Consider the following 23846-nt stretch of genomic DNA (forward strand, 5'->3'; position numbering starts at 1 on the left):
ATGTTAAAGGCACTTTCTGTAAAAGAGTTTAATCAATATTTTAAAACTAGTATCAAACACGATCCTATCCTAACTAGAGTATATATAAATGGAAGCCTGGCCAACATTAGGTTTAATGGTGCCCATTTATATTTTTCTTTAAAAGAAGGAAACGATATTATTGACTGTGTTATATATTATTATGAAGATAAGGATATAGAATTTAAATTTAAAGAGGGCATGGATGTCCTAGTTAAGGGCAATTTTTCTTATAATAATTACTCATCTAGAGTAGTAATTATAACCAGTGAGATAAAGGAAAACGGGGTTTCAGAAGAATATTTAAAGTTTGTTAAGATGAAAGAGGACTTTAAAGATAAGGGGTATTTCGATTTAACAAATAAAAAAGAAATCCCAAAGTTTCCTAAGAATATAGGGTTAATAACGTCAAAGGATGGAGCTGCTCTAGTAGACTTTGTTTCTGTTATAAATCAAAAACCAAATAACATAAATATAAAACTATTTCCAGTAAAAGTTCAAGGTAGTGAGGCAGTAAATCTCATTTTAAAGGGTCTAAATGACCTTGAAAAGATGAACTTAGATGTAATTGTAATAACTCGCGGTGGAGGATCTAGCGAAGACCTTGCAGTTTTTAACGATAGAGAAATAATCGAAAGTGTTTTTAAGTCTAAAACACCCATTATTTCAGCCATAGGCCATAAGATAGATACAACTTTACTTGATCTTGTAGCAGACTTATCCTTGCAAACTCCAACTGAAGCGGGATCTTATATTATTGCTAATTATACTAATATCGAAAGTGAAATGAAAAAAAATCTTTTATTAATGAAAGATATTATTAATGGCCAGATTAGGATTAATGAATATAAATTAGCTATTTTAAAGCAAAAATTAAAGGCAGCCAATCCTAAAAATGATATCTTGCAAAAGGAAAAAGATGTAAAAAATCTTAAGCGAGCATTGGATAGGGCACTAGAAAATAATCTAAATTTTAACAAACATAGGTTAGATGTTCTTGAAGCAAGACTTAAGGCTGCTAAAAATCTTATAGAGGCTAGGAAAGAAAATATTGTTATAAAAAATGCTGAAAATAAAGAAGTATTTTCAAAATACTCTTTAAGTGTGGGTGAAGAGATAGAAATAAACTTTAGCGATGGAAGGATAAAAGCAGTAGTTACTGATGGATAAATCATTTGAAGATAATTATAAAAAAATTGAAGAACTCTTAGAAAAATTAGAAGAAAATAAAGAAAATTTGGATGAGAGTATCAAAATTTATGAACAGGCTAATAGCCTTTACGATGAATTAAAAGGCCAACTTGCTGAATACCAAGCTAAAATTGAAGTGATAGGTAGTAATGAATAAAGAATCATTTTTAAAAATCTTAGAAGAAAATAAAATTTTAGTAGAAACTAGGGCTTATGATTATTTTGATAAAGATTACAGCCTAGCTGAGGCCTTATTATATGCTATAGATGCTGGCAAAAGAATTAGGGCTAATCTTTATTTTGAAACAATAAAAATGTTTGGTAAAAAAATAAGTAATCAGGATATTGACTTTGCCCTAGCCTTAGAAATGGTTCATGCCTACTCCCTAGTTCATGATGACTTGCCAGCAATGGATGATGATGATATGCGTCGTGGCAAGCCATCATTACACATAAAATTTGGTGAGGATAAGGCAATTTTAGCTGGGGATGCACTTTTAAATGAGGCAGCAAGTATAATTTTTTCTCTAGCAACCAGTAATTCACTTTATGCTAAGGCTGGAAAATATTTATTTGACCATACGGGCTATAAGGGTATGATTGAAGGCCAAGTTTTAGATCTAAGAAGACCAGAAACATATGAAAAAGATTATTTGTTAAATGTTTATGATAAAAAGACTTCTGATTTATTTAAGGCTGCAATAATTAGTGGAGCTATTGTAAGTAAAGCTAGTAATGAAGAGGTAAAAATTTTAGAAGATTATGCCTATAAGCTAGGCCTAGCCTATCAAATCCAAGATGATTTATTGGAAGATACATATAAAGACGAATTAAATATATTAAATATCATGCAAAAGACTGATGCTATAGATTTGCTAGATGCTATAAACAAAGATGCAAAGGTTAACATCTTAAAATTTAACAATAATGATTTTTTGTTATTGCTGGTAGATTACCTATCAGTACGTAAAAGGTAAGGGAAAATTATGAAAAAATACACCAGACAAAGACTAATCCTTGATATTATACAAAATAACGAAGTCAAAACTCAAAGCCAACTATCACAGATGCTTAGTGATCAGGGAGTGGATGCTACCCAAGCTACTATTTCTAGAGATATCAAGGAACTTAGAATATCTAAAGTCCAAGCGGATGATTATGAGTACAAATATACCGTAGTTGACACAGTTCATGATTCTCTTAATGAACGAATGGAAAAGATTTTTAAGGAATCTGTACTTTCTGTCGAAAAAAGTGGTCAATTTTGTGTTATAAAAACAATATCTTATTGCGCAACTGTTTGTGGCCAATATATTACAAATTTAAAATTAGAGAATATCCAAGGTATGGTAACAGGGATAGATACTATTTTTATAACACCAAAAGACTTTGAAAAGTTAGATGATCTAATAGAAGAATTAAGGGATATGGTTAGATAATGCTTGCTGAGCTATTTATAGATAATTTTGTAATTATTAAAAGAAATCACATATTTTTTGAGGATGGGTTTAATGTCCTAACTGGGGAAACTGGATCAGGAAAGTCACTCATCCTTGAGTCTATAAATTTGCTTTTAGGAAAAAGAGCTGATAAGGATATAGTAGGTAGATTTGCAGATAAAACTGTTATAGAAGGTGTTTTTGAGCTTGATAAAAAAGCCAAGGATATCCTCATAAATAATGGAGTTATATTTGATGAAGGGGATAACAAACTAATAGTAAATAGAACAATTTCTCAAAAATCATCTACTCTTAGAATAAATGGCAGAGTTGCAAATCTTACTATCCTTAGAGAAATATCCCCAATCTTAATTGACATTTATAACCAAGGCGATTCCAATGCTTTTATGAATAAAGCAAATTATATTTATTTAATAGATAATTATTCTAACGACCAAGAAACTATCGATCTTAGAAAAATGATTAAGGCCTTAGTAAATCAAAAAAATGAATACTTAGTAAAATATAATAATCTAAACCTATCAGAAGAAGAAATAACCCGTGAACGTGATTTGATAAAATACCAAATCGAGGAAATTGAAAGAGTCGACTTATTTGCTATAAATGAAGAAGAGATAGATGAAGAGTATAAAAAGTTAAATAATATCAATGCCTTGCGTGAGTCTATCGAAGCTACTAAAGAAGCCTTAGATAATAGCGACTATGATGTAAATTCTGTTTCTTCAATGCTTGGCATCATCCTAAGTGAAATTAATTCTTTTTCTGATATCGATAGTAGGGTAAGTGAGTTTTATGATCGAATTTCTGCTATAAATGATGAAATAAATGACCTATATTCTGAAATGGATATCTACCAAGAAAGTTTGATTGGTGATCCAGAAAGAGCGGCAGAACTTGAGGATTTGATAGAGCACATTTATAATTTAAAAAGAAAATATGGGTCTAGCATTGATGAAATAATCGCTTACTATGACCAAATTTCAGCTAGGATTAAGGAGCTAGATGAGATAGAAGATTTAAGGGACAATTTAGATAATATCTTAAATGATATTGACCAGAAATTAGAAGAAAATGCAAATAAACTTCATGATATAAGGGTTAGGAAAAGTAAAGTTTTAGAAGAAAATATAAATAAATCTATAAAAGATTTAAATATTAAAAATGGTCTATTTAAAATAGATTTTTCTAAAAAAGAAAACATAGATACTACAGGATTAGATGAGGTAGATTTTTTAATAAGAACAAATAAGGGAGAAGCCCTAAAATCTCTTACAAAAACAGCATCAGGTGGAGAAATTTCAAGGATAATGCTAGCCTTTAAAGAAATTTTTGCTGATTTTGATCAAGTGGATACTATGATATTTGATGAAATAGATACAGGTATATCAGGAAGAACTGCCCAAATTGTAGGGGAAAAAATCTTAGATTTATCAAAGAAAAGACAAGTGATATCAATCAGCCACTTGCCTCAAATTGCATCTCTTGCAAGTAATCATATACTAATAAGTAAGGAAGATGTGGGAGATTTTACAATCTCATCTACTGAAAAAATAGAAGGAAAAAAACGCATCTTAGAAATTGCAAGGCTAATAGGTGGGGTAAACATCACCGATATTACTATAAATTCAGCAAGCGAAATGCTAACTATGGCGGAGGAATTAAGAAATGAGCGAAAATAAATTTTACGAAACATCGATTAAATCTGATACTATTTATGATGGAAAAATTTTAAAACTCAGAGTTGAAACTGTAGAACTACAAAATAAAAAATATTCTAAAAGAGAAATAGTAGACCATCAAAAGGGTGTAGGTATCATAGCATATGATGGCGATGAAAACCTATGGATGGTCAGCCAATACAGAATTGCAGTTGATAAAGTTATGCTAGAAATTCCAGCAGGCCTAGTTGACCCAAACGAAGCACCAATAGAATCTGCAAAAAGGGAACTTCAAGAAGAAGTAGGGTTTTTCCCAGAGCAAATTGATTTTCTATTTACCATGCACTCATCTCCTGGATTTACAAATGATAAACTCTTATTTTTTGCAGCCAAAAATCTAAAAGAATCAAAGCTAGAATTAGATGAAGATGAGAACCTAGAAGCTAAGTCTTATCCAATTGATGAGCTATACAATATGGTAGAAAATGGTGAAATCACCGATGCAAAAACAATCATTGCTATCCAATATGCAATGATGAATAAAAATAATTAATGGAATTTACTATTGAACTAGAGGGCTTTACAGGCCCTTTTGATTTGTTATTAAAACTGATTGATAAAAAAAAGATAGATATCTATGATATAAACTTAGAAGAGCTGACCCATGATTATTTAGCAGAAGTAGAAAAACTAGATCCAGCTATAGAAGATTTAAGCAGCTTTATTTATATAGCATCTGTACTTTTAAATATCAAATCAAACAAACTTTTACCAAGGGAAAAGGAAGAAAATTTAGAAGAAGACTTTCTTGCTTACCTAATAGAGTATAAAAAGATAAAATCAGTCCAAGATGATTTGAAAATTTTAGAAAAAGAAGCAAGAAAAATCCACAGCAAGTACGCTGAAGACTTGGCGAGATTTGAAACAGAAGAAGAAATAATAACCAAAGATGTAAAAATTTTAGCCAAGCAATTTCAAAAACTTTTAAAAAGGTTAGAAAAAGATCAGCAGCCTGAAAATATTATTACTCAAATTAAGATGCCAGATGTCAATGATTATTTAAATTCTTATAGGAAAGCCTTAGAAATAAGAAATAATTTAAAACTGGACTTAATCATCAATGACATTCATAGCAAAGCTGAGTGCATAGCAAGTTTTCTAGCCCTACTAGAACTTTTTAAGCTAAAAGAAATATACTTAGACCAGACCCAAGGAAATAAATTTAATATAATAAAAAGAGAAGAGAATAATGGATAAAATTTATCTAAAAGGACTTATTGAGGAGGTCTTATATGTTTGGGGAGAGCCCATAGATATAAACGACCTTGCATCAATAATCACCGATGCAGATAAAAATCAAATAAAAAAAGCTATTGATGAGATGGTAGCAGATAGAAAAAATATGCAAAGTGGCTTATTAATTAATAACTTTGATGGCAACTATCAATTTGTAACTCGCCAAAAGCATGATAAATATTTTGCTGCCCTAGTTAAAAAAACAGAGAAAAAATTAACCTCATCAGCCCTAGAAACCCTATCAATAATTGCTTATAAACAACCAATAACCCGTGCTGAGGTTGATAAAATTCGTGGGATAAATTCACAAAGTACAATTGATAATTTATTAGACCGTGGTCTTATAAAAGAAAATGGACGTCTGGATAAGATAGGTAAACCCATTATTTATGTAACTACCACTTTATTTTTACAATATTTTAATATCTCATCCCTAGAAGAATTGCCAGAAATGAAAGAACTAGAAGAGGAAATATATGAGGATTAATAAATATATAGCGCAAGCTGGATACACATCTCGTAGAAAAGCAGATGAATTAATCGCAGCTGGTAAAGTAAAAGTAAATGGCAAAGTCTTAGATGAAATGGGTTATGATGTGAATGAAGATGATATAGTTTCTATTGATAGTCAAATATTAAAATTAGAAGAATATTTTTATTTTAAATTAAATAAACCGGTAGGATATATCACAAGCAATTACGACCCTCATAATCAAAAAGACTTAAACAATTTGATAGAAATTGATGAGAGATTTTTTGCAGCAGGTAGGCTAGATAAGGACAGCCATGGCCTTTTGATAATAACAAATGATGGCGATTTTACAAACTCTTTAATTCATCCATCATCAGGGGTAAGTAAAGAATACATTGTAAAAGTTGATAAATTATTAAATGATAAACAAATTCAGAAATTTGAAAATGGTCTAGATATTGGTAGAGGTGAAATAACATCAGATGCTAATATTCGTTATATAAAAAATAATACCTATGAAGTTGTTATTCGCCAAGGATATAACCGACAAATCAGAAGGATGTTTGATGTTTTGGGAGCAACTGTGCTTGATCTTAAACGTACAAAAATTGGGACAATATGTCTTGACGGATTAGAAGAGGGTAAGTACAAGAAATTTAATAAAAAGGAAATGGAATTTGTTTCATTGATTAAGGAATAGCTATCTATTTCTTTTTTTTATGGTAAAATTTTTATAGTATATGACAAAAATAGGAATCATTGGCGCTGGAGCAAGTGGGCTCTATGCAGCAATTAATTTAAAAAATGAAAATACTGATGTAACTATCTTAGAAAAAAATAATGAGATTGGCAAGAAAATTCTCATGACAGGTAATGGCAGGTGCAATATCACCAATGCCAAGTTTTATGATGAATTTCTGGAAAATATAGTAGGTAACCAAAAGTTTTTATTTTCTTCATTCAATAATCACGATAACTATGCCACCATTGACTTTTATAAAAGTCATGGTTTAGATTTAGTAACCCAAGAAAATGAGAGGGTCTTTCCCAAATCTCAAAAATCTAGTGATGTAGTCAAATTTTTTGAAAATCAAATAATAGAAAAAAATATAAAGCTTGTGACTAATACTAGGGTAGAGGAGATTGTTAAAAAAGAAAAGTTTTTAGTAAAAACTACTGGTAAAGATTATAATTTTGATGTAGTAATAATTGCTACTGGTGGCCTATCTTATCCAAATACTGGATCAAGTGGGGATGGCTATAAATTTGCCAAAGAATTTGGCCACAAAGTAAGTAAAACTCATCCGTCCTTAGTGCCTATTTTCTTTAAAGATAAGGACTTATCAAATATAAAAGCCCTATCCTTAAAAAATACTGGGATAAAAATATTAACTGATAAGGGATCATTTAGTGAATTTGGTTCAATCTTACTTACAAAAAACTTTATTTCAGGCCCTGAAGTATTAAAAATATCTTCATTTGTAGTAAATAAAAAGGTAAAAGAAATAACACTTGATTTATCTACCAAAAATAAAGAGGATTTAGATAAGTTTTTAGTAAATTTATTTGATAAAAATCCTAGCAAGGACATTTCAAATATTTTAAATGAAGTAATTCCAAATGCGTTGGTAGAAGTTATCTTAAATAGATCTCAGATTGCTACAGATAAAAAAGCCAATCAAATTACAAAACAAGAACGATTGGGCCTTATAGATAATATAAAAAACTTTAGCCTAAAATTTGATAAATTTGGAGGTTTTAATGCTGCTGTTATTACCAAAGGTGGGATAGAAGTTGATCAAATCAATCCAAAAACTATGGAATCAAAGCTAATAAAAGATTTGTATTTTGTAGGAGAAGTTTTAGATATAGATGCCCTAACCGGCGGATTTAATTTACAACTAGCATTTACTACAGCCTTTGCTGCAGCAAGTGCAATAAAGGAGAGTATATGACATATATAATTGCCATAGATGGGCCAAGTGGATCAGGCAAGTCTACAATTTCAAATAGATTGGCCAAGATTTTAAATATAGAATACTTAAACACAGGAGCCATGTATAGAGCAGCTACCCTTTATTTTTTAGAAAATTCTTTAAACGAAAATTCTACTGAAGCTGAAATTTTAAACGCTTTAGATGACATTATTATTGATTTTATAGAAAATGAAATCTATCTAAATGGTAAAAATATAGAAAATGAAATAAGAACTGACTTTATAACTAAAAATGTATCTTGGGTTTCTGCCAACGGCAAGGTCCGTGAAAGACTAGTTGATATGCAAAGGCAAATAGCTAGTAAAAAGTCCTTCGTCCTAGATGGTAGAGACATTGGAACAGTTGTTTTTCCTAATGCTAAATATAAATTTTATCTAACTGCCAACGCTAGGCAGAGGGCCATAAGAAGATTTGAGCAGCACGAGTCAAATTTATCAATAGATGAAATAGAAAAGACAATCATTGCTCGTGACCAATATGACTCCACTCGTGAAATATCACCTTTAAAAAAAGCAGTAGATGCTATAGAAATAGATAATTCAAATTTAAATATTGATCAGACCATCAAACTAATTTTAGAAAATATGGATAAAGAAGATGTTATATAGAATTTTAAAATTTATAGCAACTATTTTTATTTGGCCAATATTTAGGCTAAGGGTAGTAGGAAGAGAAAACATTCCACAAAATGAAGGATATATCTTATGTGCTAACCACAAGTCCAACTGGGATCCTATATTTTTAGCCATTGCATTTGCACCTAGTATAAGGTTTATGGGAAAAAAAGAACTTTTTGAAAATGATTTTTTAGCTAGTTTTTTAAATGCTATAGGTGTTTTTCCTATAGACCGTGATGGTAGAGATCTTTCAAGTCTTAAAAATTCTATAAAATTATTAAAAGAAGAAAATATCCTAGGAATATTTCCAGAAGGAACTAGGACCCATGATATAAACAGGGAGAATATGAAAGATGGGATAGCCTATATTGCCCTAAAGGCAAAAAAAGATGTATTGCCAGTAGAGATTGTTTCATCTTATAAACCTTTTAGAAAAACATATATTTATATAAATGAACCAATTAATGTCGATAAATATCTAAATATGAAATCAAAAGAGGCGATGGTAAAAATGTCTGATGAAATATTTAATGGTATTTATAAAAGACAATTAACATAAAAAGAAAGAAGTTTATGGAAATTATAATAGCAGAAAATTCTGGATTTTGCTTTGGTGTAAAAAGGTCAGTAGATCTTGCCCATGAAGCTTTAGCCAGTGATAGAGAAAAATATACAGTAGGTCCTCTAATACACAATCCTCAACTGGTGGATAAATTAGAAAAGCAAGGACTAAAAGTTTTAAGCAAAGAAGAAGCCCTTAAAATAAAGGACTCGCTAATAGTAATCCGTGCCCATGGAGAAAGTGCAGAATTTAAAGAAACCCTTTTAAAAAATGGCAATGAAATCTTAGATGCAACTTGTCCGGTACTCGGAAATATTTATAAGAAAATCGTAGCCAAAGAAAATGATGGTCACCAAGTAATTATTGTTGGAGATCCTAATCATCCTGAGATAATTGCTATGGACTCTTATTTAAAAAATGGTATAATAGTAAGTGATGAGACTGAAGCAAAAAATATTAAAAGTGAAAAACCTCTTTATGTAGTTAGTCAAACTACAAATAGAGCTGATTTTTACTATGATATTGCAAATACGTTCAAAGAAAATAATGGTAGTGTTGTGATAGAAAACACAATCTGCAATGCAACAAAACTAAGACAAGAATCAGCAGCAAACTTGTCTAAAGAAGTTGATTGTATGATTGTAGTTGGTGGTTTTAATAGTTCTAATACTAACAAGCTATATCAAGTAGTGAGTTTGTATAACAAAAATGTTTATAGGATTGAAACTGTTAAAGATCTACCTTTGCAAAAGCTCTCGGAATTTAAAAAAATTGGAATAATCGCAGGTGCATCCACACCTGATGAGATTATTGAGGAGGTAGTTAGTAAAATGGACGAATTTACAAAAGAAGATTTTATGAATAGTCTTGAAGATAGTTTAAAGAAAATCTATCCTAAAGATGTTATCACAGGAACAGTTATCGATGTGAAAGATGACGAAGTTTTTGTTGATATCCAATACCGTGCAGATGGTATCATAAAACTAGATGAAATGACAGAAGAAGAAAAAGAAAATCCTAAAGATCATTTTGAAGTAGGAAATGACATCGACGTTTATGTTATCAAACTAGATGATGGTGAAGGTAACGTTGCTCTATCAACAAGAAGAGTTCAAGGAATGAAAGCTTGGAAAGACCTTGCTGAAAAATTCGAAAACGATGAATTAGTAGAAGGTAAAGTAACAGGCTTTAATAAAGGTGGACTTACAGTTGAAGTTGAGGGAGTAAACGGTTTTGTACCAGCTAGCCAAATTGCAACATACTTTGTTAAAAACTTCAAAAAATTCGTTGGTGAAACTTGGGAACTAAAAATAGTTTCTATTGACGAAAGAAAAAATAGATTAGTTTTATCTCGTAAAGATGTTCTTGAAGAAGAACTTGATGAAAGATGGGATGAACTTGAAGAAGGTCAAGTACTAGAAGGTGAAGTTGCAAGACTTACAGACTTTGGTGCATTCATTGAAGTAAATGGCCTTGATGGTTTACTACACGTATCAGACATTGCATGGACAAGAGTAGAAGTTCCATCTGATGTACTAAACGTTGGTGATACTATCGAAGTTAAAATCTTAAAACTAAACAAAGAAAAAAATAGAATTTCTCTAGGACGTAAACAACTTTTAGATAAACCATTTGATTCATTTGTAAACGCTCATGAAGTAGGCGATGTTGTAACAGGTAAAGTAGTAAACTTACTAGACTTTGGTGCATTCGTTGAAGTAGCGGATGGTGTAGAAGGATTAGTACACGTTTCTGAAATTTCTTGGGACCATGTTGAAAAACCATCTGATGAATTAAATGTTGGAGATGAAATCCAAGTTAAAATTATTTCATTAGACAAAGAAGAAGAAAAAATTGGTCTTTCAATTAAACAACTTGAAGAAGCACCAGAAAGACCTGAAAGAAAACCAAGACGTGAAAGAAGAGAAAATTCTAATAATAATAGACAAAGAAGAAGAGCTGAAAGACCAGCTCAAAATAATTTCAGTTCAGATGCTGACCTAAACAACAACTTAGGTAACCTATTAGAACAAGCTTTATTTGAACAAGGTAGCTCATCTGATCTTATCTCTGAAGATTCAGAAGTTGATAATGTGATCGATGACTTTGAAGAAAGCGAAAATGTAGAAGAAACTATAGAAGAGCGCGAAGTTGAAATTGATAACGATGAGGCAACTGATCTTATTTCAGAAGAAGATGAATTAGAAATTGACGAAGAACTTGAAGAAGAAGCTATCTACAACGAAGAATTAGCTGATGAAGATGTTGTAACTCTTGATGAAGAAGAAACATTAGATCAACCAGCTGATGAAATCGATGATGTTGATGAAAACGAAGAAGAAATAGAATATTAATCTATAAATAAAAATTAAAGAAGATGATTTCGGTCATCTTCTTTTTTAAGTGAGGATAAAATGGAAACTTTACAAAAAGAAAAATACAAAGATTATTTTAAGGGCAAAACATATAATATAACAACATTTGGATGCCAAATGAATGAGCATGACTCAGAACGTATATCCTATATACTAGAAGATTTAGGATATACCTATACAGACAAGAGAGAAGAAGCGGATTTTATTATCTTTAACACTTGCCTAGTTAGGGAGAATGCAGAATTAAAACTTTATGGTCAAGTTTCATCCCTAAAAAGATTAAAAAGAGAACATCCAGAAAAAATTATTTCTGTTTGTGGATGTATGATGCAAACTGCAGAAGCCCGCCAAGTTATAATTGATAAGCACCCAGAAGTAGATATTGTCTTTGGTACAAAGAATATAAACTCCCTAGGAGATTTGATATTTAGATACCTAGAAACAGAAGAAAGAGTTATAGATGTATCAACAGATGATGTAAAAGATGACTTTGAAAAATATAATTCTACAAATGACTTCCAAGCCTATGTAAATATTATGCGTGGTTGTGATAACTATTGTACATATTGTATTGTACCAGAATCTAGGGGCCGCGAAGAATCTAGACGTCCATATTCAATTATAGAAGAAGTAGAATATCTAGTTTCTCAAGGCTTTAAAGAATTTACCTTGCTTGGCCAAAATGTAAATTCCTATGGAAATAACACAGACTATGACTTTACCTTCCCAGAGCTTTTAGCAAGAGTTGCCAAAATTCCTGGACTAAAAAGACTAAGATTTACATCAAGTCATCCAAAAGATTTATCAGATGAGCTAATAGAAGTAATGCGTGATAATGATAATATTTGTAATTATTTCCACCTACCTATGCAATCTGGGTCAGATGATGTGCTTAAAAAGATGAATAGGCATTATACAATAGAAAAATATCTAGAAAGGGCAAATAAATTAAAAGAAGAAATCCCAGGCATAGCCCTATCTACAGATATCATTGTAGGTTTTCCTACAGAAACAGAAGAAGATTTTCAAAAAACAATTGAGGCATGCAAAAAAGTTGGTTTTGACTCAGCATATACCTTTAAATACTCTCCAAGACCAAAAACAGTTGCAGCAAAATATCCAACCATCGATGATGATATTGTTCAAGATAGGTTCCAAAGACTACTAGATGAGCTATATCCAATGTTTAATGAAAAAAATGCCGAATATGTAGGAAGAACTGTAGAAGTTTTATTAGAATCTGAGTCAAAAAATAACCCTGAAATCCTAACCGGTAGGACAGATACCTTCAAACTTGTTCATGTAAAAGCTCCAAAAGAATTAATAGGGGAATTTGTAAATGTAAAAATCACAGATCATACATCATTTACAATATCAGGAGACTTGGTAAATTAATTATCAAATCATATATGGATAATATCAACTATTTATTATCCTTTTAAAAAAAGATTATAAGTGATATTATTTATCTGTTAAGAGAAAAGAGGCGATAAATGAGAGATGTATTAGTAAAAGCCAAAGCTAAAATGGGAAAAATCCCTGATAATGATTTATATATTGCCTTGGCTAATGAAAGTGATATTGACAAAAAAATTGATATTCTTTCAAAAGCTTATCCTGAAATAGACAATAGGAAGGATAAAAAAGCCTTAGAAGCAGATAATTTTAAATGGATGCTTGATGAACTTAAAAGCATGGATTATTTTTTACATGGTTTAGAAAGTGACTTCTATAATTTATACTTCTCAAAATACGAAATACTATTTTTACAAGAAATTATAGAGTCTCTTGTAAACCACAACTACAAAAGAAATCTTGTTAGATTTACGGCAAATCCCTTATCAAATAATTTCATCTTAACTGATGATATGGACTTAGAATCTTTTATAAATGCCAATAAATCTAGCAAATATTACAGGACCTTGCTACCATATTTAAATGAAAATATGCAGGCAAGTTCCCTAATATTTTTATCTTCAAATGCTTTAATCAAATTTTATTATCGTAGTTTATTAAAACTTGCTAAAAAATTTAACAGAAAAGAACGCAAGCAAATTGAAACTTTTATAGGTGAAGAAATCAATTTGTTAAATTTTGAAATGCTTTATAGGTTAAAATCTTACTATGATTTAAATGAAAGCGACATTTTTAATTATCTAATTGAAGGTGGCAATACTTTTAATGGCTCAAGGTTAAAAGAATTATCCCTTTTACCCCTAGAAGACTTTATAAAAAAAATGAGCACTAGTAAATATAAAAATATATTTGATGATTATGCTCATACTCATAGGCAAGTGCGCAAAAGAGAACTCAAACTTTATTATGGTGAAATAACCAAACAAGCTTGCGATATTCTTTATGTCATTTCAGCTATGAATATAATGTTTATTAGTGGTGAAAATATAGATGCGCTTTTGGAAGTAGATGATAGTTTTACAGTGGATGAAGCAATGGAATATCTAATAGTGAGGTAATAATGGCAGTAGAAAAAATGTACCTGGTTAATATGATATCCGATAAGAAAAACCTGGATGAGTTTTTAAAGGATGTAATCAAGATTGGTGATATAGAACCACTTGATGCCTTTAACCAAATAACCAACAGGTCCTTTAATATTACAGCTAGTGCTGAAAATGTTGGGATAACAGAAGATATCAATAAATTATCAGGCTTTAGTAGAGATGATGATGGATATATAGCAAAATTACAGGAACTAAAAGATTCCTTAAATATTGCAGATAGTCCTGCAGCAGGTGAAATTGTTGATCAGAAAAGAGCAGAAGAGCTTTATGATAGGCTAAAAACTCTTTTAGATAAAAAAGCAGAATTAGAAGAAAAATCTAAAAAGCTAGAAACCTATAAGAAAAATATAGATATACTTAAAAAGTATGACATAGATATAGAAAAAATCCAAAATCTTAAATATTTTGATTATAGGTATGGTGTAGTAACAGAAGATGGTCGTTTTATCCTAAAAAATAATTATGACAATATCCCATCTTTAATTATCCACTTGGATGATAATGTAGACCATGCTAGCTTAAATGCACTAAGTGAAATATATGCTATAGATGAAGCAACTTATAATCTGAATGAAAAAACAAATGAAGTTCTTGAAAATGAAAGAGAAAATGCTAGAAATGTTACATTAAAACTGGATCAGGAATACAGTGAAAAAACCACAGCAGAATCTAACCGAATTTATAATGATATTATGGACAGTGCTCAAGAACGATCAAACAATATCAACGCAGATTATCAAGCAAGAATTAACAAGATGGATAAGGTCTATAATCAATATAAAGATGAAGTTATTAATAAGGTAGTCGACTTTTTAGTTGATACTGAAAGTTAGACAAAGGAAGATATTAATGGCAGATAATCAAAAATTTAATGATATTAGATTAATAAATGGAACAGATTATCTACTTATTAACTCAGAAAATAATAATTATTTGGATGCAGAAGTTTTCGATGAAAATAAACCTACTAAACTTAACAGTCACAAAGAAAATCAAAATCCAGAATTTTATAATAGTGATTTGTTTGATGAACATCATTACCTGATGATTTATCCAAAAAAAGTTAATAAGGACCTATCAAGGACAATAAATACCTTGGGTTTTATAGATAGTGCCCTTCCACAAAATTCTAATTTAGTAGATATTGAAAAAGAAATAGATGAGACCGAAAAAGAACTTTTAAGTTTAGATGAAGAAATAAATAATTTAAAAGATTCTTATAAAGATGTTATTAATTCTCTATCCTACAACCTTTCTTTAAGAGAAAAAGCCATTGACTATGAAGATAGTATTGCCCTAGGAGAAAAATATTTTTATTTCTCAGCCCTAGTAGCAGAAAATGATTTAAAGCAAATGGAAAGTCTTGAAGAAAAATATGATGATACTAGACTAGTAGCAAACGAGTCTAAAGTAGATAAGAAGAAAAAACCTAAAAAAGATGATAATAATACTAATAAGAAAAACGAAGAAAGTTACCTATTAGTTTATCCAGAAAAGGTTAAAGAGGATGTATCTCGTTCTATAAACACTATGGGATTTGTAGATAATGAGATTCCTGATAAATTAAACATTTCAAATATAGAAAAGGAAAATCAAAATCCAGAATTTGATAATAGTGATTTGTTTGATGAACATCATTACCTGATGATTTATCCAAAAAAAGTTAATAAGGACCTATCAAGGACTATAAATACCTTGGGTTTTGTAGATAGTGCCCTTCCACAAAATTCTAATCTAGTAGATATTGAAAAAGAAATAGATGAGACTGAAAAAAATCTTTTAAGCTTAGATGAAGAAATAAATAATTTAAAAGATTCTTATAAAGATGTTATTAATTCTCTATCCTACAACCTTTCTTTAAGAGAAAAAGCCATTGACTATGAAGATAGTATTGCCCTAGGAGAAAAATATTTTTATTTCTCAGCCCTAGTAGCAGAAAATGATTTAAAGCAAATGGAAAGTCTTGAAGAAAAATATGATGATACTAGACTAGTAGCAAATGAGTCTAAAGTAGATAAGAAGAAAAAACCTAAAAAAGATAATAATAATACTAATAAGAAAAACGAAGAAAGTTACCTATTAGTTTATCCACAAAAGGTTAAAGAGGATGTATCTCGTTCTATAAATACTATGGGATTTGTAGATAATGAGATACCTGATAATGTTAACATTTCGAATATAGAAAAAGAATACATAAAAGCAAATGACGAGCTTTTAAGTATTAACCGCGAGATTGAGGCTATCAATAACCAATATGGCGATGTTATAGAAAATTTATCCTACTCTCTAGACCATGCAAGAAAATCTGAAGAACTAAAAAGCAGCATGGCTCATGGGGATGAATACTTTTATTTATCAGGCTGGGTCCCAGCATCAGAAGTTAGTAAGTTTAAGGGTCTTGAAGAAAAATATGATAATACCATACTAACTACAAGGAATGATGAGTCAGTAGACCAAGATCCACCAATCAGACTAAAAAATAATAAGGTATTTAGACCTTTTGAGTTTTTAGTAAATATGTATGGGGCTCCAAACTATGATGAAATCGACCCAACCCCATTTTTTGCAATCACTTACTTACTCCTTTATGGGTTAATGTTTGGTGATTTAGGCCAAGGTTTAGTATTTATAGCTATAGGTTTTTGGCTAGCCAAGAAAAATAAAGTTTTCGGTGGGCTTATAAAAAGAATTGGTCTATCAGCTTCATTTTTTGGGCTCATGTACGGATCATTTTTTGGCCGAGAAGATATAATACCAGCCCTACTTATAAAACCATTTGATAATATAATGACCGTTTTAATAGCATCAGTTGCCTTTGGTGTAGGACTTATGGTTATATCATATCTTATTGGTATTTATAATAAGGTTTCAAAACAGCATAATATAGAAGAAGGTATCTTTGGTAAAGAAGGACTAGCAGGACTTATGATGATGTTATCATTTATTATAATAGTTCTAAATATAGTAAATAAAAGTCCTATCCCAATGCCAGTCGGTATAATAATTTTAATAGCATCTATAATAATGATGGTATTTAAACAACCTATCGCAAGAAAAATTGAAGGTAAGAAACGCCTTTACGATCAAGGCAAGGGTGACTATTATGTAGAAAGTTCTTTCTCCATTATAGAAGCACTACTTTCAGTTTTCTCAAACCTAGTATCCTTTACAAGGGTAGGAGCCTTTGCTATAAACCACGTTGGTTTATATATGGCCTTTGAAGTAATGGCCAAACTTGCAGGCGGAGGTATTCTTGGAACAATAATTCTAATTTTAGGTAATGCTTTAATTATCGGCCTTGAAGGAATGATAGTATTTATCCAAGGTTTAAGACTAGAATTTTATGAAATGTTTAGCAAGTATTATGAAGGTAATGGTCGCCTATTTAGACCAATTAGTAGTAAAGAATCAAATAATTAGTCAGAAAGGGAAAAAATATGATAAAAAATATCGGATTATTAGCACTAGCAGTAGTAGTTATTACAATTTATTCAGGAATTTACTTATTAAAAACAAATGATGACCCATCAAAAGATAAAATTAAAAAAGCACTTAAAATAAACTTATTCACATTTGTGCCACTTATGGCAATGATAGTAGTTTTACTTCTACCAGCAAATGCCAAAGCAGCTGCAACAGACGCTGCTGCAGCAACAACAGCTACAAGTGCTGAAGGACTAAAATATATTGGTGCAGCTTTATCAACAGGTCTTGCAACAATTGGTACTGGTTATGCAGTAGGTACAGTAGGTTCTGCAGCACTTGGAGCAATTTCAGAAGACCAATCAATCCTAGGACGTACAATCATCTTCGTAGGTCTAGCTGAAGGTATTGCTATCTTTGGTGTTATCATCTCAATCCTAATTTTATACGCATAAAATGAAGGCAAAAATATTAACTAACGACCCAAGTCTTATTGTAATGTTTAGACTTGGGTCTATTGAAGGGAACTTAGTCACAGACCCTGATGAGGCCGAAAATACTTTTAAAGCTTCTTTAAAAGAAGATGATCTTGCAGTTTTAATATTAACTACAACAATAAATTCATGGATTGAACAAGAAGTTAAAGCCCACAGGGAAAGTGAAAATGCTCCTTTAATTGTAGTCATAGATGGTTAATTGGAGGTAATATGCTTGATATAAATCAAAAACTAAGAACCTTTAGAACAATGGTTTGGGATGAAGAAAAAGCAAAAAGTGAAAAAGAATTATATAATTCTACAAATGTAAATAGTGAACAAATTGAAGAAAAAAAAGCTAATCTTGAAAAAGAGCTAGAAAAAATTTTGGATAACCGCAAAAGCTTTGCAACTATACGTGGCAATGAAAGAGTATCTAAACTTGAAGAAGAACAAAAAACAAATTTCTACGCCCACAAAGAATACCTATTAAATAACTTAGTAGGTGAAGTAAAGAAAAAGCTTTTGGAATATACAAAAACAGATGAATATAAGAATAATTTACCACTACAAATAAATAAAGCCTTACAAGAAATAAATGAGGATAAAGATAAATTTGTAGTTTTGGTAAAAGAAAGTGACAAAAACTTAGTTGACCTAGATAACTTAGGAACTTTGGATGATAAATACATTGGCGGATTTATCCTAAAAGCAAAAGATGGATCTTTTCAATATAACCAAACCTACCTAAAAAAGATTGAAGAAAAACAATACGATATAGGAAAAACCTTATATAAACTGTTTGAAAGTGAGAGTTTTAATGAATCCAACAATTAAAACAATAAATGGACCAGTAGTTGTAGCAAAAAATGCAAGCTCTCTTAAAATTCGTGAGATGGTTTCAGTAGGAAAACTAAAACTTATTGGAGAAGTTATTTCCGTAGAAGGAGATCATGCAACTATCCAGGTTTATGAGGATACTTCTGGCCTTGCTGCCAATGAAGAAATAATTGCAACAGGTAGACCTCTTTCAGTAAGATTAGGACCTGGTCTACTTAAAAATATGTTTGATGGTATAGAAAGACCTCTCGAAAAAATTATGGATGAAAATGGAGCTTTTATCCCATCTGGTATAGGTTTTGAAAACCTTGATGAAGAAAAAGACTGGGATGTGGACATAAAAGTTGCTGTTGGAGATACTTTAAATGTAGGTGATATCTATGCAACTATCATGGAAACAAAAACTATTGAACATAGACTTATGAGTTCAGTAGCAGGAAAAGTTACAGAAGTAAAACCATCTGGTAGCTATAAGTTAGAAGATACAATTGTAAAAGTAGCTACAAAAGATGGGGAAGAAGAGCTAAAACTTTACCAATACTGGCCAGTTAGAAATCCACGTCCAGTTAAAAAAGTAAGACCCCTTGAACTTTTATTAAGTACAGGTCAAAGAGTGTTGGATGTATTTTTCCCAGTTGCCAAAGGCGGTACAGTAGCTATCCCAGGAGGATTTGGTACAGGAAAAACAATGCTCCAACACCAGTTTGCCCAATATGCAGATGCAGATATTATTATCTATATTGGTTGTGGTGAACGTGGTAACGAAATGACCCAAGTACTAGAAGAATTCCCAGAACTTATCGACCCAAATACAGGATATGGTCTGATGGAAAGAACAATCCTTATTGCAAATACATCAAATATGCCAGTAGCTGCCCGTGAAGCATCAATTTATACAGGTATTACAATTGCAGAATACTTTAGAGATATGGGTTACCATGTAGCGTTAATGGCTGACTCTACATCCAGATGGGCAGAGGCTTTAAGAGAAATTTCTGGTCGTTTGGAAGAAATACCAGCCGAAGAAGGATATCCAGCATATCTTGGATCAAGACTTTCACAATTTTATGAAAGGGCAGGATATTTTACAAACTTAAATGGATCTGAAGGATCAGTTACCCTAATCGGTGCCGTTTCACCATCAGGTGGAGACTTCTCAGAACCAGTTACAGAAAACACTAGAAGAGCTGTAAATGTATTTTTAGGTCTAGATAGAAAGCTAGCCTATTCACGTCATTACCCAGCTATTAACTGGTTAACTTCTTATTCAAACTATGTTGATACCATGAGACCTTTCTACCAAGAAAAAACTGGAGAAGATATCATTGCAGTTCGTAATGAGCTTATGAATGTATTACTTCAAGAAGATGAAATCCAATCTATCTTAATGTTAGTAGGTAAGGATGCTCTATCAGATGAACAAAGAAATATACTTGACATTGCAGAGCTAATCAGAGTAGGCTTCTTACAACAAAATGCTTATAATGATACAGATAAGTATGTGCCATTAGAAAAGCAAATAAAAATGCTAAATACTATAAGCAATTATTATCATAGATCATCTGAAGCTATTAAAAATGGTGTCCCATATAATAATTTATATGACCCAGAGCTTATAAATGATATAACTCAAATGAAATATAACATAAAAAATGATGAATTAGATAAATTTACAGTTTTAAATAACAAGCTAGAATCACATTTCTTAGGACTAAAAGGAGGAGAATATTAATGCGTAAAGAGTATACAAAAGTAAAAAGAATAGAATCCTCCATCATAGAGATAGAAAATGTAGCAGATGTAACCTACAATGCAGTAGTTTCTGTCCAAGCCCTAGGTATGGATTTTGTAGGCCAAGTAGTAAAAATTGATGATGATACAATTTCTATAGAAGTTTTTGGTAATACCCAAGATTTTTCATTGGATGATATAGTAATTTCTTTTGAAGAAAAACCCCTTGCTATTCCTTTAAATGAAAAAATCTTAGGTCGTACCTTTGATGGATTGGCTCGCCCAATTGATAATGGTGGGGAAATATATGCCGAAAAAACTTACTCAGTAGAAGGTGAGCCCCTAAATCCAGTTGCACGTGAATACCCAAGAGACTTTATTCAAACAGGTATTTCAGCTATAGATACTCTTACAACCCTTATCCGTGGTCAAAAACTTCCAATATTTTCTGGCTATGGTCTAACCCATAACCAAATAGCAGCCCAAATTGTAAGACAAGCAAAACTTAAAACAGATGAAGACTTTGCCTTTGTATTTGCAGCTATGGGAATTAAAAAAGACGAAGCTATGTTTTTTGAAGATGCTTTTAACAAAGCAGGCGTGCGTGATAAGGTAGTAATGTATCAAAACCTTGCAGATAGTCCAATTATGGAAAGGCTAATAGCTCCAAAATGTGCCCTAACAGCTGCAGAATATTTAGCTTATGAAAAAGGCTACCACGTTTTAGTAATCATTACTGATATGACTTCATATTCAGAAGCCCTACGTGAAGTTTCATCTATTAGACAAGAAGTTCCATCTCGTAAGGGTTATCCAGGATACTTATATTCTGACCTAGCTACCTTATATGAAAGAGCTGGTATGATTCGCGGAACAAATGGATCTGTAACTCTTATTCCAATTTTAACAATGCCAAACGATGATATAACCCACCCAGTTCCTGACCTTACAGGTTATATCACAGAAGGACAAATTGTAATTGATAGGGGATTGTTTAATAAAGGTATATATCCACCAATCAATGTTTTACCATCCCTTTCTCGTCTTATGAAAGATGGTATTGGTGAAGGATACACAAGAGCAGACCATGAAGATTTAATGAACCAAATTTATGAGTCATATTCCCACGTAGGTGAGGTAAGAAACATTGCCCAAATCGTAGGGGAAGATGATTTATCAGATATTGATAAAAAATACCTAGAATTTGGAGAAGCCTTTGAGCAAAGATTTCTATCCCAAGACCCAACTGAAAATAGAGAACTGGACGAAAGTTTAGATTTAGGCTGGGAAATATTAAATATCCTACCTAGAACAGAACTTCACAGGGTAAGTCCAGAAAATCTTGATAAATTCATAGGTAATAAAGATGGAAATTAAATCAACTGCACCAACCAAGGCAAATTTAATTGCAGCTAAAGACCACCTCAAACTTTTAAGAGGGGGTCTAGATATCCTCGATAAATCAAGAAAAGCACTAATTGGAGCTCATGATAGCAAAATAAAACAAAGAGATGAGTTAAATGAAGAAGTAAATGCTACTATAGCAAAAGTTAGCCAAAATTTTAAGAAAGCTATGGTAACTATGGGTGAATCAAAGCTTGATGATATTTCAAGAATAGTACCTGTTGATAATAGCATAACTTTAAAAGAAGATGAATTTATGCAAACCAAGGTTTATGATATTGATTTTAAACCAGCTAAGCTTAATCTTTCTTATTCATTTTACGAAACCAATGAATACTTTGATGTAGCTGTTCTTTCTTTTAACGAACTTAAGGATAAAATTTATAAGCTAGCAGAGCTAGATACTACAATTAATAACCTTGATAGGCAAATAAAAAAGACTAGCAAAAAAGTAAACTCTTTAGAAAAGGTACAAATACCAAAAACTGAAGAGAGAATAAAAACAATATCATCCTTAATCGAAGAAAAAGAAAGAGAAGAATTCTCAAAAACAAAAATGGTTAAGGATAAAAAAGTTAGAGAAGAAAAAAACACCGGCAATTAATTGGCGGTGTTTTTAATTTCTCTTTTTTTAGATGCTCTTAGTAAATTAGGATCGATTACTTTTATAGTTTCATAATCAATTACATCATCGTCTTTATAAGATTTTTGCATGGATGCGGATAGGGCAAGACCAACCATTGATAAACATATCAATTGAAAAGTACCTCCAGCGGATAAGAATGGAAGAGGAATACCCGTTACTGGCATAAGTCCTATAGTCATACCGATATTTTCAAAGATGTGGATAAAAAGCATGGCTGCAATACCAGTTACCATAAGAGAAATAAAGGTATTATTTGATTTTTTTGCTATTCTTACAAGTCTTAAGATTATAATAGAGAATAATATTATTAAAAATATGGCTCCAATAAAACCTAATTCTTCTGCTAAAACTGAAAATATAAAGTCAGTTTCTTTTTCTGGTACATAGCCGTATTGAGATTGGGTACCATTTAAAAAACCACGTCCGCTTAGCATACCAGATCCTATAGCAATCATACCTTGTTGTTGCTGCCAGTTAGAACCAGAAGTATCCCTTGCTGGATTTAAAAAGTTTTCTATCCTGTCAGCCCTATAACCAGAAAGATTAGTTAAAACTAAAAATCCTACTGCTAATCCACCAACTGCAAATAGTGCTATCCATTTCCAAGAAAGTCCTGCGACAAAAAGCATAGCAGCTATAAAAAATAAGTAAACCATGGCTGTACCAAAGTCTGGTTGTAAAAGTATAAGTACAACTGGAACTGCTGCAAAAATTAAAGCTTCTATTAATCTTCTAGGTTCATTTATCTGATATTTATGTTTATCAAGATAAGCTGCAAAAGCAAATATAAGCCCAACTTTTACGAATTCCGAAGGTTGGAAGGAAAAAGATCCTATGTATACCCAGGATTTTGCTCCCCATTCATCTAAACCTCTACCAAAGATAAGGGTAAGGACCAAAAGTCCTAGGCCAATCGCATATATCCACCTGTAAAATCTTTTTAAAATATCAAGGTCCATAGTACAAAGTATAGCTATAAAAACAAAACCTAAAAAGGTAGCTATAATTTGGGTTTTAATCTCACTAAACTCTCCCCCATAAGCTGAGTAGAGAATAACTAGGCCATAGATACTAATTAAAATCGTTGAAATCAGCAAAACTAGGTCTAATTCTTTAAAATTTTTCTTTCTAATATTAAACATTTAATCACTCCATATC

The 23846-nt window shown here is 31.3% G+C and carries 24 protein-coding genes; 23 read left to right on the forward strand and 1 reads right to left on the reverse strand.

Going from position 1 to position 23846, the window contains the following annotated elements; all coding sequences use genetic code 11:
* The 23 genes from xseA (at position 1) to AB9Q04_RS07205 (ending at position 22646) form a co-directional block, all read left to right on the forward strand.
* A complete protein-coding gene (gene xseA / locus AB9Q04_RS07095) occupies positions 1–1188 on the forward strand; it encodes an exodeoxyribonuclease VII large subunit (RefSeq protein WP_410024646.1) in 1188 nt (395 codons plus the stop codon).
* Positions 1181–1366, forward strand: a complete 186-nt coding sequence (gene xseB / locus AB9Q04_RS07100; protein WP_410024647.1) for an exodeoxyribonuclease VII small subunit — start codon at positions 1181–1183, stop codon at positions 1364–1366. Before xseA ends, xseB begins: the two co-directional genes overlap by 8 nt.
* On the forward strand, positions 1359–2186 hold the full coding sequence (locus AB9Q04_RS07105) for a polyprenyl synthetase family protein (protein ID WP_410024649.1): 828 nt from the start codon (positions 1359–1361) through the stop codon (positions 2184–2186). The genes xseB and AB9Q04_RS07105 overlap by 8 nt, the downstream gene beginning before the upstream one ends.
* Before the next feature lie 9 nt (positions 2187–2195).
* The gene (locus AB9Q04_RS07110) at positions 2196–2648 is read left to right on the forward strand and encodes an arginine repressor (protein WP_410024650.1); all 453 of its coding nucleotides are present in this window, start codon (positions 2196–2198) and stop codon (positions 2646–2648) included.
* Positions 2648–4348 carry a DNA repair protein RecN gene (recN, locus tag AB9Q04_RS07115; protein WP_410024651.1) on the forward strand — a complete coding sequence of 567 codons (1701 nt, stop codon included), beginning with the start codon at positions 2648–2650 and terminating at the stop codon, positions 4346–4348. The genes AB9Q04_RS07110 and recN overlap by 1 nt, the downstream gene beginning before the upstream one ends.
* Complete coding sequence (locus tag AB9Q04_RS07120; protein ID WP_410024652.1) at positions 4335–4880, forward strand: NUDIX hydrolase; 546 nt, start codon at positions 4335–4337, stop codon at positions 4878–4880. The genes recN and AB9Q04_RS07120 overlap by 14 nt, the downstream gene beginning before the upstream one ends.
* Positions 4880–5584: a segregation and condensation protein A gene (locus AB9Q04_RS07125; RefSeq protein WP_410024653.1), complete on the forward strand. Its 705-nt coding sequence runs from the start codon at positions 4880–4882 to the stop codon at positions 5582–5584. The genes AB9Q04_RS07120 and AB9Q04_RS07125 overlap by 1 nt, the downstream gene beginning before the upstream one ends.
* Positions 5577–6110 carry an SMC-Scp complex subunit ScpB gene (gene scpB, locus AB9Q04_RS07130; protein ID WP_410024654.1) on the forward strand — a complete coding sequence of 178 codons (534 nt, stop codon included), beginning with the start codon at positions 5577–5579 and terminating at the stop codon, positions 6108–6110. The genes AB9Q04_RS07125 and scpB overlap by 8 nt, the downstream gene beginning before the upstream one ends.
* Complete coding sequence (locus tag AB9Q04_RS07135; protein ID WP_410024655.1) at positions 6100–6795, forward strand: pseudouridine synthase; 696 nt, start codon at positions 6100–6102, stop codon at positions 6793–6795. The genes scpB and AB9Q04_RS07135 overlap by 11 nt, the downstream gene beginning before the upstream one ends.
* A 40-nt stretch (positions 6796–6835) precedes the next feature.
* Positions 6836–8050: a BaiN/RdsA family NAD(P)/FAD-dependent oxidoreductase gene (locus AB9Q04_RS07140; protein ID WP_410024657.1), complete on the forward strand. Its 1215-nt coding sequence runs from the start codon at positions 6836–6838 to the stop codon at positions 8048–8050.
* Positions 8047–8700, forward strand: a complete 654-nt coding sequence (gene cmk / locus AB9Q04_RS07145; protein WP_410024658.1) for a (d)CMP kinase — start codon at positions 8047–8049, stop codon at positions 8698–8700. Before AB9Q04_RS07140 ends, cmk begins: the two co-directional genes overlap by 4 nt.
* Positions 8690–9268, forward strand: coding sequence for a lysophospholipid acyltransferase family protein (locus AB9Q04_RS07150; protein ID WP_410024659.1), 579 nt, complete (start codon positions 8690–8692; stop codon positions 9266–9268). The genes cmk and AB9Q04_RS07150 overlap by 11 nt, the downstream gene beginning before the upstream one ends.
* A gap of 14 nt (positions 9269–9282) precedes the next feature.
* Positions 9283–11625: a bifunctional 4-hydroxy-3-methylbut-2-enyl diphosphate reductase/30S ribosomal protein S1 gene (locus tag AB9Q04_RS07155; RefSeq protein ID WP_410024660.1), complete on the forward strand. Its 2343-nt coding sequence runs from the start codon at positions 9283–9285 to the stop codon at positions 11623–11625.
* A gap of 60 nt (positions 11626–11685) precedes the next feature.
* Positions 11686–13041, forward strand: coding sequence for a tRNA (N6-isopentenyl adenosine(37)-C2)-methylthiotransferase MiaB (gene miaB, locus AB9Q04_RS07160; protein ID WP_410024661.1), 1356 nt, complete (start codon positions 11686–11688; stop codon positions 13039–13041).
* Between the two features lie 98 nt (positions 13042–13139).
* Positions 13140–14120, forward strand: coding sequence for a V-type ATPase subunit (locus tag AB9Q04_RS07165; RefSeq protein WP_410024662.1), 981 nt, complete (start codon positions 13140–13142; stop codon positions 14118–14120).
* Positions 14121–14122: 2 nt separating this feature from the next.
* Positions 14123–15001: a V-type ATP synthase subunit I domain-containing protein gene (locus tag AB9Q04_RS07170; protein WP_410024663.1), complete on the forward strand. Its 879-nt coding sequence runs from the start codon at positions 14123–14125 to the stop codon at positions 14999–15001.
* A gap of 16 nt (positions 15002–15017) precedes the next feature.
* Positions 15018–17588: a V-type ATP synthase subunit I gene (locus tag AB9Q04_RS07175; protein WP_410024664.1), complete on the forward strand. Its 2571-nt coding sequence runs from the start codon at positions 15018–15020 to the stop codon at positions 17586–17588.
* Between the two features lie 17 nt (positions 17589–17605).
* Positions 17606–18046, forward strand: coding sequence for an ATP synthase subunit C (locus AB9Q04_RS07180; RefSeq protein ID WP_410024665.1), 441 nt, complete (start codon positions 17606–17608; stop codon positions 18044–18046).
* A 1-nt stretch (position 18047) separates the two neighbouring features.
* Positions 18048–18287: a V-type ATP synthase subunit F gene (locus AB9Q04_RS07185; protein WP_410024666.1), complete on the forward strand. Its 240-nt coding sequence runs from the start codon at positions 18048–18050 to the stop codon at positions 18285–18287.
* Positions 18288–18298: 11 nt separating this feature from the next.
* Positions 18299–18904: a V-type ATP synthase subunit E gene (locus AB9Q04_RS07190; RefSeq protein ID WP_410024667.1), complete on the forward strand. Its 606-nt coding sequence runs from the start codon at positions 18299–18301 to the stop codon at positions 18902–18904.
* A complete protein-coding gene (locus AB9Q04_RS07195) occupies positions 18888–20639 on the forward strand; it encodes a V-type ATP synthase subunit A (RefSeq protein WP_410024668.1) in 1752 nt (583 codons plus the stop codon). Before AB9Q04_RS07190 ends, AB9Q04_RS07195 begins: the two co-directional genes overlap by 17 nt.
* Complete coding sequence (locus AB9Q04_RS07200; RefSeq protein ID WP_410024669.1) at positions 20639–22015, forward strand: V-type ATP synthase subunit B; 1377 nt, start codon at positions 20639–20641, stop codon at positions 22013–22015. Before AB9Q04_RS07195 ends, AB9Q04_RS07200 begins: the two co-directional genes overlap by 1 nt.
* Positions 22005–22646: a V-type ATP synthase subunit D gene (locus AB9Q04_RS07205; RefSeq protein WP_410024670.1), complete on the forward strand. Its 642-nt coding sequence runs from the start codon at positions 22005–22007 to the stop codon at positions 22644–22646. The genes AB9Q04_RS07200 and AB9Q04_RS07205 overlap by 11 nt, the downstream gene beginning before the upstream one ends.
* Here AB9Q04_RS07205 and rodA read toward each other — a convergent pair.
* Positions 22643–23830 (reverse strand): rod shape-determining protein RodA, encoded by a 1188-nt coding sequence (gene rodA, locus AB9Q04_RS07210; protein WP_410024671.1) that lies wholly within the window; start codon positions 23828–23830, stop codon positions 22643–22645. The genes AB9Q04_RS07205 and rodA overlap by 4 nt on opposite strands.
* Positions 23831–23846 lie beyond the last annotated feature (16 nt).

Origin of the sequence: Anaerococcus groningensis (assembly GCF_046365465.1) — a bacterium.
GTDB lineage: Bacteria > Bacillota > Clostridia > Tissierellales > Peptoniphilaceae > Anaerococcus > Anaerococcus groningensis.

Bases quoted from the DNA above. Each gene is read 5' to 3' on its own strand.
- xseB (WP_410024647.1), top strand. From the start codon at position 1,181: ATGGATAAATCATTTGAAGATAATTATAAAAAAATTGAAGAACTCTTA.
- AB9Q04_RS07165 (WP_410024662.1), top strand. From the start codon at position 13,140: ATGAGAGATGTATTAGTAAAAGCCAAAGCTAAAATGGGAAAAATCCCT.
- AB9Q04_RS07175 (WP_410024664.1), top strand. From the start codon at position 15,018: ATGGCAGATAATCAAAAATTTAATGATATTAGATTAATAAATGGAACA.
- AB9Q04_RS07125 (WP_410024653.1), top strand. From the start codon at position 4,880: ATGGAATTTACTATTGAACTAGAGGGCTTTACAGGCCCTTTTGATTTG.
- cmk (WP_410024658.1), top strand. From the start codon at position 8,047: ATGACATATATAATTGCCATAGATGGGCCAAGTGGATCAGGCAAGTCT.
- AB9Q04_RS07190 (WP_410024667.1), top strand. From the start codon at position 18,299: ATGCTTGATATAAATCAAAAACTAAGAACCTTTAGAACAATGGTTTGG.
- AB9Q04_RS07140 (WP_410024657.1), top strand. From the start codon at position 6,836: ATGACAAAAATAGGAATCATTGGCGCTGGAGCAAGTGGGCTCTATGCA.
- AB9Q04_RS07170 (WP_410024663.1), top strand. From the start codon at position 14,123: ATGGCAGTAGAAAAAATGTACCTGGTTAATATGATATCCGATAAGAAA.
- rodA (WP_410024671.1), bottom strand. From the start codon at position 23,830: ATGTTTAATATTAGAAAGAAAAATTTTAAAGAATTAGACCTAGTTTTG.
- xseA (WP_410024646.1), top strand. From the start codon at position 1: ATGTTAAAGGCACTTTCTGTAAAAGAGTTTAATCAATATTTTAAAACT.
- AB9Q04_RS07105 (WP_410024649.1), top strand. From the start codon at position 1,359: ATGAATAAAGAATCATTTTTAAAAATCTTAGAAGAAAATAAAATTTTA.
- AB9Q04_RS07185 (WP_410024666.1), top strand. From the start codon at position 18,048: ATGAAGGCAAAAATATTAACTAACGACCCAAGTCTTATTGTAATGTTT.
- AB9Q04_RS07110 (WP_410024650.1), top strand. From the start codon at position 2,196: ATGAAAAAATACACCAGACAAAGACTAATCCTTGATATTATACAAAAT.
- AB9Q04_RS07195 (WP_410024668.1), top strand. From the start codon at position 18,888: ATGAATCCAACAATTAAAACAATAAATGGACCAGTAGTTGTAGCAAAA.
- AB9Q04_RS07150 (WP_410024659.1), top strand. From the start codon at position 8,690: ATGTTATATAGAATTTTAAAATTTATAGCAACTATTTTTATTTGGCCA.
- miaB (WP_410024661.1), top strand. From the start codon at position 11,686: ATGGAAACTTTACAAAAAGAAAAATACAAAGATTATTTTAAGGGCAAA.
- AB9Q04_RS07180 (WP_410024665.1), top strand. From the start codon at position 17,606: ATGATAAAAAATATCGGATTATTAGCACTAGCAGTAGTAGTTATTACA.
- AB9Q04_RS07135 (WP_410024655.1), top strand. From the start codon at position 6,100: ATGAGGATTAATAAATATATAGCGCAAGCTGGATACACATCTCGTAGA.
- AB9Q04_RS07205 (WP_410024670.1), top strand. From the start codon at position 22,005: ATGGAAATTAAATCAACTGCACCAACCAAGGCAAATTTAATTGCAGCT.
- scpB (WP_410024654.1), top strand. From the start codon at position 5,577: ATGGATAAAATTTATCTAAAAGGACTTATTGAGGAGGTCTTATATGTT.
- AB9Q04_RS07155 (WP_410024660.1), top strand. From the start codon at position 9,283: ATGGAAATTATAATAGCAGAAAATTCTGGATTTTGCTTTGGTGTAAAA.
- AB9Q04_RS07120 (WP_410024652.1), top strand. From the start codon at position 4,335: ATGAGCGAAAATAAATTTTACGAAACATCGATTAAATCTGATACTATT.
- AB9Q04_RS07200 (WP_410024669.1), top strand. From the start codon at position 20,639: ATGCGTAAAGAGTATACAAAAGTAAAAAGAATAGAATCCTCCATCATA.
- recN (WP_410024651.1), top strand. From the start codon at position 2,648: ATGCTTGCTGAGCTATTTATAGATAATTTTGTAATTATTAAAAGAAAT.